Source organism: Veillonella sp. HPA0037, from assembly GCF_000411535.1.
In the GTDB taxonomy this organism is placed as follows: domain Bacteria; phylum Bacillota; class Negativicutes; order Veillonellales; family Veillonellaceae; genus Veillonella; species Veillonella atypica.
The window spans coordinates 201,250-215,132 of record NZ_KE150483.1 but is presented as its reverse complement, the minus strand read 5'-3'; the positions used below and the strand labels follow the sequence as shown (position 1 = coordinate 215,132).

Below are 13,883 nucleotides of genomic sequence, written 5' to 3'. Positions count from 1 at the left end.
CTAATTATTTAAAATCCAACACAACAGGCATATCTGCAGGTGCATCTACATTAAACCATTTTTTATATAATGTATTAAATTCACCATCTGCTTTCATATCAGCAATAGCCTTATTAATTTCCTCTTGTAAAACTTTATTATCTTTATTCAAAGCCAAACCTAAGTACTCTTTTGTATTTGGATATGGCAAGATTTGGATATGCTCATCAGGATGTTTTGTGCTGTAATATTGAGCAACTGGTAAATCAATAACAGTAGCATCAACACCACCATTTTGCAACTCTAACAACGCTTCATTACTATGATCGAATTCTTTTACAGAAGTACCTTCAATCTTATGCGCTAAATCGGAACCAGTTGTCCCCATTTGAGCAGCAATTTTTTTATTCTTCAAATCATCTAAGGAATGAATGCTATTAGAATCTTTATATACAATAGCTAATGCATTTTCATAGTATGGAGATGAGAATAATACCTTTTCACTACGCGCTTTGGTGATTGTCATACCAGAGGCTGCCACATCAATATCATGTGTATTTAATGCTGGAATCAACGCATCAAAGGCAACGTTTTTAAGTTCTACTTCTTTATTAATACGTTTGCCAATTGCACGAATCAAATCGATATCGAAACCTGCATAGTCTTGAGTCTTATCATCCTTAAATTCAAATGGTACAAATGTAGCATTTGTGCCAACAATTAACTTTTTATTAGACGTTGTTGTAGAAGAAGATCCACAACCACCAACTAAAGATGCAACCATAACAACCAGCAAACTACCGAGAACTAATTTTTTTACTTTTTTATTAAACATCTTCTTACCCTCATATATAACTAAGTTTATTTATATAGTATATATACATGGAATAATTATGTCAATAATAATGTATATAACATTTTTAAAATTCCACATTTTAAAGATTTCTCTATTAATTTTTATACACAATACGTATTAATATACACTCTCTGTATACAAAATATAGCTTAACAAACGCAATACCTACAATTTTCATTTATACATCTGTATAAATGAAAAAAGCACATGAGAAAAGCCTCATGTGCCCGTTATACGGCTGACCTGGTCTTTGCCCCCACACTCGCCTGCTGGAAGGTTCGCTCATAAGCCCATAGCTCCCCACTACTACTCCTCTCGGTTTCCCGGCAGGACTTACATCTAAGCCGCACCATGCTCACAGCCCTTTGGACTGCTTATGTGGATCGTTTTGCCTGCGACTGGCCTCGACTTACAACCACAGACCCGTATTTTAATATTATAGATTATAAATTATATCTATGTCTATATCTTTATTATTTGCAGTTAATACAAACATATGTGTTTATCAATATCACTGTTGTGAGAATAAAAAATGCAAGCCTTAATTTCAATGTATAGAAAATAGGAATAGGAATATAAAATAATTCTTCATTTTTCTATTATAATTCTTAAAACACGATTTTTACATCCCATTCTTAATGCATTCCTTTTTTGTCAACACTTTCTATTATGCTAAATATGAATACCTATTCAAAAACCAAACATTATACCGATACACAAAGCATAAAAATTGTTGTATAATACGAATACTGTTAAAGAAGAACGGACTATAAGTTGTACGATGTAAAATCCTTGGGGTTGGGACTTTACATATTTGTATAGTAGAGGGGTTTATTATGTTTATGTTATCATTGATGCAGCCGTCCGGGCTGTATGAACTGGAGAAAGATAGTTTAGAGGCCATTAGTGCTCAACTATTACAAATGATACAAATGAAAAGCTATCACTTGTATACACACTCTGTACAAGTCTCCAATTATGCAGTTAGTATTGCTGCAAAAATGGGATTGCCATTAAATGAAATTGAACAAATCCGTCATGCTGCACTATTACATGATGTAGGTCTTTTGATGATTCCTAATGCGATGATTCAAAAAGCACCATACTTGAACAAGCAAGAAATGTCAAAATATAAACAACATGCTGCTAGTGGTGCTAATATGATTGAAAACTATCCATGTTGTCAACAAATCCTATCATATATTCGTTACCATCATGAAAAATGGGACGGTTCCGGATATCCAAAACATTTACGTGGCGCCAACATTCCACTTGGGGCACGTATCATTGCTGTTGCGGATTACTATGATTCCACTGTGAATCCATCCACTGAATTTTGGGCAAAAACAAAAGCTAAAGCAAAAGAAGAATTGTTTAGCGCATCTGGTTCCCTCTTTGATCCAGATGTTGTAAAAGCATTTATCGATGTACTAGGTTAAACAACATAATTAAGGCTGTAATAGAACAAAAATCTATTACAGCCTTTTATTTTTAAAAACTACCACTAGCTAATGTCAATGCTTCAATATATTGAGGATGATATGCTCTTAGTATTCGTGCAGCTGACTCTAAGGTAGCTCCTGTCGTAAATATATCATCAACTAATAAAATCCGCTTATCATATAACAACGAGGAATCGCAAGTTTCCTTCCACAAAAACGCCTTATCGATTGTGCTATGACGTTCACTACTAGATAAGCTCCACATTTCTTTATGGGTATCCATTTTATATAAACAATCAAACCATTTATAACAGACCTCTTTTTCAGTATTATATCCCATAACTCCATTTACACTGTCATCGCTACTTCTACCATCAATACGATTAGAATTTGAAAATGAGAACACCCAATCATAAAAAAATAGATCTACCTGATTATATCCTCTAACTTTCTTTTTTTCTGCACTTGATGGTATAGGAATCACATAATGAGGCCTATAATCGTGCATCCTCAAGTTGTACGATGCTAAAAAAGGAGCAGCCCCTTTGGACTGCTCCTTTTTTTCGTTAAATTTAACGTCATATATCATGGATTTAATACCACCTCGATAGTCAGCTAGAATCCAAGCAGAATCTAGCGAGGACAGTAATTTAGATGGCACTTGCCTTACATGTAGAACTTCTTCAATACAAGCATCACACCAATCCCCTTGTTGTTGTACATGGGTACCACAATGAGGACAAACAGGAGGAAATAAAAAATCAAATAGATTCATTATCCATCACATCTTCCTTGTAAACGTTCTTTAAATAATGTATATCGTTCTTCACCATTAACCGTTTTAACAGCACGCTCTACAGAACTCTTTGTACCGATCATGATAACCTTTCGCTTGGCTCTTGTCACGGCAGTATAGAGTAAGTTCCGTTGTAACATACCACCATACATAGGAACAAATGGTATAATAACAACACCATATTCACTGCCTTGACTTTTATGAACTGTTATAGCATAAGCAGGCATAATCATATGCGCTTCATCAATAGATAGGCGAACCTCTTTATGAATAAAGCGAATGCAGATATCAGATTTGGTAATGGCATAAATAACGCCGATTTCACCATTAAAAACTTCTAATTCATAATTGTTAAGAACTTGAATTACCTTATCACCAACGCGGAATGTAATTCCATTAACACGCACTTCCCCTTTATAACTATCTGGAGGATTTACGGATTGCTGCACATATTGAGATATACTTGTACTGCCAGCCTTACCTCTACGCATAGGCGAAATGATTTGAATATCAAGTTCATCATCGACAAATTTTTTTTCCCGTTTATACACATCAACGATGGCTTTCATCATATCACCAAGAGAGTTAACGGAAATGAAAGTGAATTCATCACTAGTCGTATCAAGATTTGGCATTTCACCACGGTTAATAGCATACGCACTATCGACGATACTATTACCAGAACTTTGACGATAAATATGTTGTAATCGCGTATACGGAACCATATCACTATCAAGTAAATCTTTCAATACGAATCCAGCACCTATAGGAGGTAGCTGATCCACATCGCCTACGATAATAACATGGGCCTCACGAGGAATCGCCGACATAAGAGAATAAAACAATCGCACATTGAGCATGGATGCTTCATCAATGATAATAACATCTATATCAAGAGGATCATCTTCATTTTTAGTGAAATCATAAGAATCACTGCCAGCTACAGGCATGAGCAAGCGATGTATAGTCGTGGCTTCAAACTCAGTAGCCTCTGTTAAACGCTTTGCTGCACGTCCCGTTGGGGCACAAAGAATAATACGGCCTAATCCACCTAATTGAAAACCTTTAACTAAGGCTTTAATAATCGTAGTTTTACCAGTGCCAGGTCCACCGGTAATAAGCGAAAATTTTTCAAAAAATGATAATTCTATAGCTTCCTTCTGTTCAGGGCCAAAGGTAATATGATTATCTGCTTCAAATCGCTCAATAAAATCTGGAATATCTAGAGATATAGGATCAGATTCAATTAAGAAATCACGCGTATAGTGTACACCTTCTACTTCAGATACATACATTTCAGGTGGATATACATAGAGTATATCATCATAATAGGTACTATACATAATAGCTTGAGAAAGTAATGAGTCAATATGGTTAGCTATTAAATCTGCATCTACTTGCAATAAATCGTAGGTACGCCCTATCAATTCATCGACAGGTAAACACGTATGACCTTGGTTATCTAAATTCCCTAAAATCCAGTTTACACCCGCCTCTAATCGTCGCTCGTCATCAGCATCAAGCCCTAAATTCATAGCTAATGTATCAGCCGTATTGAATAACATATCTGGGGCGATACGCAATAAATTATAAGGATTATCCTGTATGACATCTATAGAGGATGCACCATAATAGGTGTACACAGTGCGAGACCATTTAGAAGAAATTTGATGAGACTCAAAAAAATGGTTTAAATCGGATAATATACCTTCACCGAGTAATGTATTATATAATTCCTCTTTAACGCCTTTGCGTAAACCTGGCACATCTTTAATTTCTTCTGGCCGTTCTTCACGCAGTACATCTAATAACCGGAGGCCGAAATAATCACAGATTTTCTCTACAGATTTTTCGCCTAATCCCTTTATGCCTAAGTTCATCAAATACATTCTAGCAGCACCCATATTATCGGGTTTTAATTTTTCTATACTAGATGCATCAAACTGAATGCCATATTTTTGATGTTCTACATAACGGCCTTTAATCTCAATATCTTCCCCTTCTTTTGGGGCTTCAAAGCGACCAGTACAAGTAATGTATTCCTCATTATAATCTTTCACAAGAAATACACAATACGTGTTCTGTGTGTTCTGATATATAATTCGGTATACAAATCCTCGTAATACTTCCATTATTTCTCCGTATTAGGTAATGCTTCGATAATTTCTTGAACAGCGTCAGTAATGCTGCCTTCATTGCCAATCTTAATATGAGCTACACTTTCATATAAAGGATAACGTTCCTCGTAAACATTAAAAATATATTCAATACTTTCTTTCACAAGTGGACGAATTTCTAAATCCAAGTCATCGAGAATATGGTTAACGTCGCGATTAACAAAGACAACTAAACCATTATTTCTCATGAGATTTACAATTTTTTCAGATGTCACTGTGCCACCACCCGTAGCAATAACAGATGGTTTATTATGAATCAATTCTTTAATTGTTTCGTATTCATACTTACTAAATGCATCTTTTCCATCATAGATAAAGATATTTTGTACGGTTTTCCCCACTTTATCTTGAATCGTTTGATCCAAATCATAGAAATCTCGTCCTAATTCTTTAGCTAACATTTTGCCAACCGTAGTTTTACCGGCACCAGGCATACCAATTAGGAAAATATGCTTATGCATGTGTTCTTTTAAGAACTCATTGCTAATCGAAATAACATCCTTCATATAGGATTCAATATATGTCAACATACGTGGATCGTCACATTCAGTTTTAAGACTAGAAATGATCTCATGATCCCGTTCTTCATCAATCAGTGGTAAATGATGTTCATCCTTATATTTACCAATTGATTTAATGATAGATAAACGTTGTTCAAATAAGTTTACTAACTGTGCATCAATAGTATCTATTTGTTTGCGTGCGTCTTTAATATCCATAGCTCCCCCTTATGGGTTATTACGTAAAATCCGAATTGCTGTTTCCTCATCGACCTTCATTTGGTCAATCAATTCTTGCAAATTATTAAATTTAACCTCACCGCGTATATATGATATAAATTGAACAGTTACTTCTTTACCATATACGTCTTGGTCAAAATCAAATACATGTACTTCACATCGATGATATTGATTTTTGAAAGTTGGATTATCCCCTATATTTCCAACACCATCATACCAAATGCCATCTATACAAACCCGATTAGCATATACCCCATCAGGTGGGATTGCCATCTCATTGGGCAATAAAAAGTTAATTGTTGGAAATCCTAATGTACGGCCTCGTTGATCGCCTTTTATGACGATACCTCTAAACTGGTATGGACGTCCGAGCCAAGCCGCCGCTTGTTCCATATGCCCTTCTTCTATAGCCTTACGTATATTCGTGCTACAAATAGGACCTTCCTCTGTAGATAGCAAAGGTTCAACAATGATATGAATCCCTTTTGCAGACAAACGTTCCCGCATTAACTGAGGATTGCCAGCCCCTTTGGCACCAAATGTAAAGTTAGTACCAATTGCGATACCTACAACATCTATATCACCACAAAGAGCGTCTAAAAATTCATCAGGTGACATATTGAATATGTCCAAATTCATAGGCAATCGTAAGATATAATCTACCTTTAGAGATTCTAAAATTTCATCCATAATATCGGCAGATAATACCCGTTTAGGAACATCCCCAGGTCGCAATATGGTCATAGGATGCGCACTAAATGTGACGAGTACCGTAACGGCATCATGCGCCTTAGCCTCTGCTATTGCATTACCAATGACCCGTTGATGACCACGGTGTACACCATCAAATGTGCCTAATGCGTATACGATTTTACGATTAATTTGACGTAATTCATCAAACGAGTGTAAATGTTTCATACTTATCCTTCAATAAAAATATTTTTATCCACTTTAAGTGAATGTTTCGTTCGTTTTAGAATACCTACAAACCCATGAGGTCCATAGGCTCTATACTTTTCAGATGGAATCGTGTGAGAAAAGGCCTCAACGATTGGTAATTCCTTACCTTGTACCATCATCTTTAATTGTACACTATCTACGTCCACTTTTGAAAGATGAGATACCGCAATATCCGTAGGCAACAACAATTTTTCACCGTGAATCGTTAATTCCTCCGCTATATAAGCAGATTGAATATCAAAAGGCCCCACACAAGTTCTTGTCAAGGAAGTCATGGTCCCAGGAATGCCTAATTGAATACATATATCACGTAACAACGAACGAATATAGGTACCACCAGAACAGGTGACACGAATTGTAAAATAAGGAAAACCATAGGCTACCAATTCAATATTAGAAATCGTAATGGTTCGCATTGGTAACTCTACAGGTATTCCCTTACGTGCATATTCATAAGCCCGTATACCATTAATTTTTATAGCCGAGTACTTGGATGGGCGTTGCTCTTGTGTGCCAACAAATCTAGATAGCACTGATGATAATTCATCCCACGTTGGCGGTATCAATCGTTCATTAATTGCAGAGTGATCCGCCAGTAATGTAACGCCACTAGTGAGATTCATATCATCGTCAGGTAATACCGGCTGTCCCGTACTATCTTCAGTGTCAGTAAAGGTACCAAATTTACATTCTGCTACATAGGTCTTATCAAACCCATCTGTATATTCAATGAGACGTGTGGCCTTCCCCAAAAAGATAGGCAGTACACCATAGGCCATAGGGTCCAATGTGCCACTATGACCAATGCGTTTTTCTTTTAAAATGCGACGACATATACCTACAGCATCATGACTGGTAATGCCAGGAGGTTTTAAAAATGGCAGCACTCCATCCATTATTTGATAACCTCCAATAGACGAGACTTAGCCTCATCGATAGAACCTTCTATGGTACAACCAGCAGCACGTATATGACCACCACCGCCAAAATGATTAGCAATAGCATTCACATCTGTCCCCTTAGATCGAAGGCTGATACGCGTGCGATTTGGGCTTTCACCTTTCAATAAAATGGCCACATCAACAGTATCTACATTACGAATAATGTCGACAAATCCATCTGTATCATCGCCTAATATAGACATAACCTCTGGAGATAGCTCGATAGTAGCAACGCGATTATCCTTATAAAAAGCAATAGTTTGCATTACCTGTTTCGTTAATTCAAGACGTGCTGCACTTACGGACTCAATCGTTTCGGAAATAACATTAGGGCGAGCCCCAGCAGCGACACAACGGCTAGCCATTTTAAGTGTATTAGCTGTAGTATTGCTAAATTTAAAGAATCCACAGTCGGTGGCAATCGCCATATAAAGAGCATTGCCCATAGACTCTGTAATAGGCCAATTCCATTGTTCGCACAAGTCCGAAATAATTTCACCAGTAGCCGCAAAATCAGGTTTTAAATATAGATGATCTGCAAATTCTGAATTAGAAATATGATGATCTATATTAAAAATAGGTGCACTAAAGAGTGCACCTACGCGGCCAATCCGTTCATACGTGCTAGCATCTAATACCATTAGCATATCAACCTGTACAGGATGCGTTTCAAAATAGGCAACATCCTTAATTTGATCGATATACGATAAAAAGGAATATTTTTCAGGTATTACATCATCCACAACCATATACACAGTCTTGCCTTGCGCTACGAGAGCCTCATAAAAGGCAACCATAGAACCAATAGCATCGCCATCTGGTCGTACGTGGACAGTGAGCATTATAGAATTAGCTTCACACAGAGCCATGTGTAATTGATTAATTGTGATCTTACTCATGTTCTGTATCCTTTGTGTTAATTTGTTTCTTCATCCTTTTTGATTTCATTCAAAAGGGATTCAATATGCATGCTGTAATCCAAAGATGAATCCTTATCAAAGGTAATCGTTGGAATATGGCGCAATTTTAATACCTTGCCAAGCTCGGTACGCACATGGCCAGATGCATGTTTTAAAGCGATAAGAGTATCTTCTTTCTCTTTATCAGAACCAAACAAGGAAACATAAATCGTAGCTTCACGCAAATCACCTGTCACGTGGACATCGGTAACTGTAGTAAAGCCGATGCGAGGGTCTTTCAACCCACGCATCAACATTTGACTTACTTCTTGTTTGATGAATTCTTGTAATTTTCTTACACGAACATCACTCATAGTAACCTCCTAAATTTGAGGTGCAACTTCTTCCATCAAGTACGCTTCGATTACGTCGCCTTCCTTGATGTCGCGGTAACCTTCCAAGGAGATACCGCATTCGAAGGATGTTTTAACTTCTTTCACTTCGTCTTTGAAACGACGTAAGGAATCAACCTTACCTTCAAATACGACAATACCATCACGGATCAAACGTACTTCGGAATCGTTCGTAATACGACCTTCCGTTACATAGGAACCAGCAACGATGGCCTTAGGTGTGGAGATAACTTGACGCACCTCTGCACGACCAACGACAACCTCTTTAAATTGAGGTGCTAACATACCGCGCATAGCAGACTCAACGTCATTAATAGCATCATAGATGACACGATATGTACGTAAATCTACCTTTTCTTGTTCCGCAGCACGGCGAACATTTGCATCTGGACGTACATTAAAGCCCATTACGATTGCATTAGATGCAGATGCCAACATGATATCAGATTCGTTAATAGCACCTACGGCAGCATGAACGATAACGATACGAACTTCAGGGTTTTTAATACCTTCCAAGGATTGACGCAATGCTTCTACGGAACCTTGAACGTCCGCTTTGATGATAATGTTAAGGTCTTTTAACTCACCTTGTTGAATTTGGTTGAAGATATCATCCAATGTAACCTTGTGAGTAGCTTGTAATTCTTGTACACGTTGTTTAGCAATACGTTTTTCAGCGATTGTACGTGCTTCATTATCATCCATACCATGAATGATTTCACCAGCTTGTGGAACTTCGGAGAAGCCCAAGATTTCGACTGGCATAGATGGACGCGCAACCTTAACCTTTTCTCCACGTTCATTTGTCATGGCACGGACTTTACCATATGCAGTACCAGCAAGAACTGTATCTCCTACGCGAAGAGAACCTTTTTGAACGAGCACTGTACATACAGCACCACGGCCCTTATCAAGTTGAGCTTCGATAACTACGCCATATGCTTTACGGTTAGGGTTCGCTTTTAATTCCATAACCTCTGCTACGAGCAAGATATTTTCGAGCAAATCATCGATACCTTGTTTTTGTTTAGCAGATACAGGAACCATGATAACATCGCCGCCCCACTCTTCTGGCAATAAACCATGTTCAGATAATTGTTGTTTAACATGATCTGGGTTAGCGCCTGGTTTATCCATTTTGTTGATAGCTACGATAATAGGCACATCTGCAGATTTAGCATGGTTAATAGCTTCAATTGTTTGAGGCATTACACCGTCATCAGCAGCTACTACGAGAACTGCGATATCTGTAGATTTTGCACCGCGTAAACGCATCGCTGTGAAAGCTTCATGGCCTGGTGTATCAAGGAATGTAATCTTATTGTCATTATAACGAACTTGGTACGCACCGATATGTTGTGTAATACCGCCGGCTTCGCCAGCGGTTACATTGGTTTGACGAATTACGTCCAACAAGGATGTTTTACCATGGTCAACGTGACCCATGATTGTTACAACAGGAGGACGAGGTTTCAATGTTTCTGGTGCATCTTCAATTTCGATGATATCTGTAGGATCTTCTTCTGGTTCTACTTCTATTACGGTTACACCAAAATCTTCTGCTACGATGGTAGCTGTATCAACATCTACCTCTTGGTTAATGCTAGCCATAACACCTAAAAGCATCAATTTTTTGATGATTTCAGATACTTCACGGCCCATTTTTTCAGCCAATTCTTTTACTGTTAAAGGACCGCTTAATTCGATTTCCGTAGCGATTGCTTCTTGTGCTTTACGTTCTTCTTCCGCTTTATGTTGCAAGTATTGCTCGTTACGATGTTTTACCTTATTTTTCTTCTTTTGCATGGAAGTGGACAATAAGGATTGTGGGCGATTGTTACCTTTTTTATTTTTCTTATTACGGCGATCATTGCCATTTTGTTGGTTACCGCCATTATTGTTGCGATTATCTACACGGCCATTGCGGTTGCGGTTATCTGCATTACCATTGTGACGGTTGTCATTTTTTTGACCTTGTTGACCATCATTCTTTTGGCCTTGTTGATTACCATTTGGACGATTTTGTTTTTGATGGTTACGACCATCTTGTTTTTGGCCATTATTTTGTTTTTTAGTAGGCTCATTAATTTGTACATGACGAACATTAGATTTCTTATCGTCATGTTTCTTATCATCATGTTTAGCCTCTTTTTTATGGCTCTGTTCTTTTGCTGGTTTATCTGTTTTTACAGCTTTATTAGGTGTTGCAGCTTTTTCATGTTTGCTTGGATTAGCAGGAGCAGCTGCTGCCTTTGTATCATCCCCATTAGATTTGCCACCTAATTGGTTTTTCACCACAGTATAACCTGCATCATCTACTGTATTAACGGCTTTTGTAACATTAAAATTATGTTGTTGCAAAATAGAAATAACCTGTTTACTTTCAACGCCAAATTCCTTAGCGATTTCATGTACGCGCTTTTTGGACATCTACATACCCCCTTCTTTCTGATCAATCTCTTTTAGTAATGCTTTTACAAATCCATCATCCTCTACGGCTACTACTACACGTACTTCTTTGCCTATAGCCGTACCTAATGTTTCTTTACTGCCGACTTTACGCAATGGGATATGATGTAATTCTGCTAATTGTATGTATTTCTTTTCATTATTGGCCGCACAATCACCTGCTAATAGAACAAGCTTAGGGGTTTTCTTTTTCATCGCTTTCTCTACGATGAAATCTCCGGAACTCAATTTTCCGGCCCGTTGTGCCAAGCCTAAGAGATTTAAAACTTTATCTTCATTCATATGCTGAAATTATTCATGACCTTCCAAATCGTGCTTCAATGCTTCATATACCTCTTTTGATACAGCATGCTTCAAAGAGCGTTCTAGTTTTTTACCCTTATACGCAGCCTCAAAACAGTCCATGGATGCACAGATATAAGCACCACGACCAGGGGCTTTACCAGTTCTGTCGATACTGATTGTCCCTTCTGGGCTTAGAGCAACACGCATTAACTCGCGCTTACTCTTTGGTTCACCACAGCCTACACAGGTGCGCATAGGTTGAGATTTGGTTTTCATTAGTCTTCGCTTTCCGCTGCTTCAGTACTTGTAAAACCTGTAAAAGGATTTTCTGCAGCTTGTGTTTCACTCTTAATGTCGATTTTCCAGTTTGTCAATTTAGCTGCTAAGCGAGCATTTTGACCAGCTTTACCGATAGCCAAGGATAATTGGTAATCAGGTACTACAACATAAGAAGATTTTTCTTCTTCGCTAACATCTACAGAGATTACCTTTGCAGGACTTAAAGAGTTCGCAATATAAATGGCAGGATCTTCATCCCATTTTACAATGTCGATTTTTTCATCGTGCAATTCATCTACAATGTGTTGAACGCGTTGACCTTTAGGACCTACGCAAGCACCAACTGGATCAATGGATTCATCGCGGCTATATACGGCGATTTTAGAACGCATACCAGGTTCACGAGCTACAGATTTAAGTTCTACTACGCCTTCATAGATTTCTGGCACTTCTAATTCAAACAAGCGTTTTAATAGGCCTGGATGAGTACGGGAAATCATAATTTGAGGGCCTTTCGTAGTTTTCTTAACCTCTACGATATAGCATTTAATGCGGTCCCCTTCATGATATGTTTCTGTACCGATTTGCTCAGTTGGAGGTAAAATAGCTTCTGTTTTACCTAAATTGATATATACGTTTTTACCTTCAACGCGTGTTATAACACCCGTAATGATATCACCTTCACGGCTATAATATTCTTCGTATACAACACTGCGTTCAGCTTCTTTCAAACGTTGAATCAACATTTGTTTAGCTGTATGAGCTGCACTGCGACCAAAGTTAGCAGGTGTTACATCTGCTTCAACAATATCGCCAATTTCATAGCGTTTATCGATTTTACGAGCATCTAATAGGCTGATTTCGGTTTCTGGGAATTCTACAGTTTCTACAACTTGTTTCTTCGCCATTACCTTATAAGCACCAGTTTCACGATTCAATTCCACATACGCATCTGGATTAGAATGTGGTTCCTTACGATATGCTTGTAATAATGCAGCTTCTAGGGATTCAAAAATAACCTCAGGTGCAAAACCTTTTTGTTTTGTCAGCACCATAACTGCTTGAATTAATTCTTGACTCACTCGTATGCCTCCATATATTAAAAATCAAGATGTAATCGAATTTGTGCAATGGCAGAACGTTCAAATGTTACGCTTTCACCATTGATTGAAAATTCTATCGTTGTATCTGTAAAGCCTTGTAGTACACCCGTATATTGTTTACTGCCATTAATAGGTTTAAACAATTGGATATCTACATCACGGCCATTATAGCGAATGAAATCTTTATCCTTTTTTAGAACTCGATCAAGACCAGGAGAAGACACTTCAAGCAAATAATTTTCTGCAATAGGGTCTTTCTCATCGAGAGCTGCGCTCAATTTTTCACTAACCATTTGACAGTCATCCAAATCGACACCACCTGGTTTATCAAGGTACACGCGCAAATACCAATCCCGTTCTCGAACATAGTCGACATCGACTAATTCCAGATTCGTGCCAGCTATAACGCCTTCAACTACAGAGGATACAAATTCCTCTACGGCCTCTCTTTTCATAGCCATCGCCTCCTTATAACATACTACATATCAATTATATACGCTGTTTTCATCATACAATTTGATACAATTATATGACTAATTTCACC

The 13,883-nt window shown here is 37.7% G+C and carries 14 protein-coding genes; 1 reads left to right on the top strand and 13 read right to left on the bottom strand.

Annotated elements, in window-relative coordinates; translation table 11 throughout:
• Positions 1-4: 4 nt before the first annotated feature.
• Positions 5-814, bottom strand: coding sequence for a basic amino acid ABC transporter substrate-binding protein (locus HMPREF1477_RS00970; protein WP_016475502.1), 810 nt, complete (start codon positions 812-814; stop codon positions 5-7).
• 857 nt (positions 815-1,671) lie between these two features.
• Here HMPREF1477_RS00970 and HMPREF1477_RS00965 point away from each other — a divergent pair.
• Positions 1,672-2,274 (top strand): HD-GYP domain-containing protein, encoded by a 603-nt coding sequence (locus tag HMPREF1477_RS00965; protein WP_005378919.1) that lies wholly within the window; start codon positions 1,672-1,674, stop codon positions 2,272-2,274.
• 52 nt (positions 2,275-2,326) lie between these two features.
• On the opposite strand, the gene HMPREF1477_RS00960 is transcribed toward HMPREF1477_RS00965, so the two are convergent.
• Genes HMPREF1477_RS00960 through rimP form a run of 12 tightly spaced genes read right to left on the bottom strand, consistent with a single transcriptional unit; the run spans position 2,327 to position 13,794 of the window.
• Entirely contained in the window at positions 2,327-3,052 is a 726-nt protein-coding gene (locus HMPREF1477_RS00960; RefSeq protein ID WP_016475501.1) for a ComF family protein, read from the bottom strand.
• Positions 3,052-5,205 carry an ATP-dependent RecD-like DNA helicase gene (locus HMPREF1477_RS00955; protein WP_016475500.1) on the bottom strand — a complete coding sequence of 718 codons (2,154 nt, stop codon included), beginning with the start codon at positions 5,203-5,205 and terminating at the stop codon, positions 3,052-3,054. Before HMPREF1477_RS00955 ends, HMPREF1477_RS00960 begins: the two co-directional genes overlap by 1 nt.
• Positions 5,205-5,969 carry a shikimate kinase gene (locus HMPREF1477_RS00950; RefSeq protein ID WP_005378990.1) on the bottom strand — a complete coding sequence of 255 codons (765 nt, stop codon included), beginning with the start codon at positions 5,967-5,969 and terminating at the stop codon, positions 5,205-5,207. The genes HMPREF1477_RS00955 and HMPREF1477_RS00950 overlap by 1 nt, the downstream gene beginning before the upstream one ends.
• 9 nt (positions 5,970-5,978) lie before the next feature.
• A complete protein-coding gene (locus tag HMPREF1477_RS00945; protein WP_016475499.1) occupies positions 5,979-6,908 on the bottom strand; it encodes a bifunctional riboflavin kinase/FAD synthetase in 930 nt (309 codons plus the stop codon).
• Between the two features lie 2 nt (positions 6,909-6,910).
• Positions 6,911-7,846, bottom strand: a complete 936-nt coding sequence (locus HMPREF1477_RS00940; protein ID WP_016475498.1) for a tRNA pseudouridine(55) synthase TruB — start codon at positions 7,844-7,846, stop codon at positions 6,911-6,913.
• A complete protein-coding gene (locus HMPREF1477_RS00935; protein WP_016475497.1) occupies positions 7,846-8,790 on the bottom strand; it encodes a bifunctional oligoribonuclease/PAP phosphatase NrnA in 945 nt (314 codons plus the stop codon). The genes HMPREF1477_RS00940 and HMPREF1477_RS00935 overlap by 1 nt, the downstream gene beginning before the upstream one ends.
• 17 nt (positions 8,791-8,807) lie before the next feature.
• A complete protein-coding gene (gene rbfA, locus HMPREF1477_RS00930; protein WP_005378847.1) occupies positions 8,808-9,164 on the bottom strand; it encodes a 30S ribosome-binding factor RbfA in 357 nt (118 codons plus the stop codon).
• A gap of 9 nt (positions 9,165-9,173) precedes the next feature.
• Positions 9,174-11,633, bottom strand: coding sequence for a translation initiation factor IF-2 (infB, locus tag HMPREF1477_RS00925; protein WP_016475496.1), 2,460 nt, complete (start codon positions 11,631-11,633; stop codon positions 9,174-9,176).
• A complete protein-coding gene (locus HMPREF1477_RS00920) occupies positions 11,634-11,954 on the bottom strand; it encodes a ribosomal L7Ae/L30e/S12e/Gadd45 family protein (RefSeq protein ID WP_016475495.1) in 321 nt (106 codons plus the stop codon).
• A 9-nt stretch (positions 11,955-11,963) separates the two neighbouring features.
• A complete protein-coding gene (gene rnpM, locus HMPREF1477_RS00915) occupies positions 11,964-12,233 on the bottom strand; it encodes an RNase P modulator RnpM (RefSeq protein WP_005378858.1) in 270 nt (89 codons plus the stop codon).
• A complete protein-coding gene (nusA, locus tag HMPREF1477_RS00910) occupies positions 12,233-13,318 on the bottom strand; it encodes a transcription termination factor NusA (protein ID WP_005379049.1) in 1,086 nt (361 codons plus the stop codon). Before nusA ends, rnpM begins: the two co-directional genes overlap by 1 nt.
• Positions 13,319-13,335: 17 nt before the next feature.
• On the bottom strand, positions 13,336-13,794 hold the full coding sequence (gene rimP / locus HMPREF1477_RS00905; protein ID WP_005378889.1) for a ribosome maturation factor RimP: 459 nt from the start codon (positions 13,792-13,794) through the stop codon (positions 13,336-13,338).
• Between the last annotated feature and the right edge of the window lie 89 nt (positions 13,795-13,883).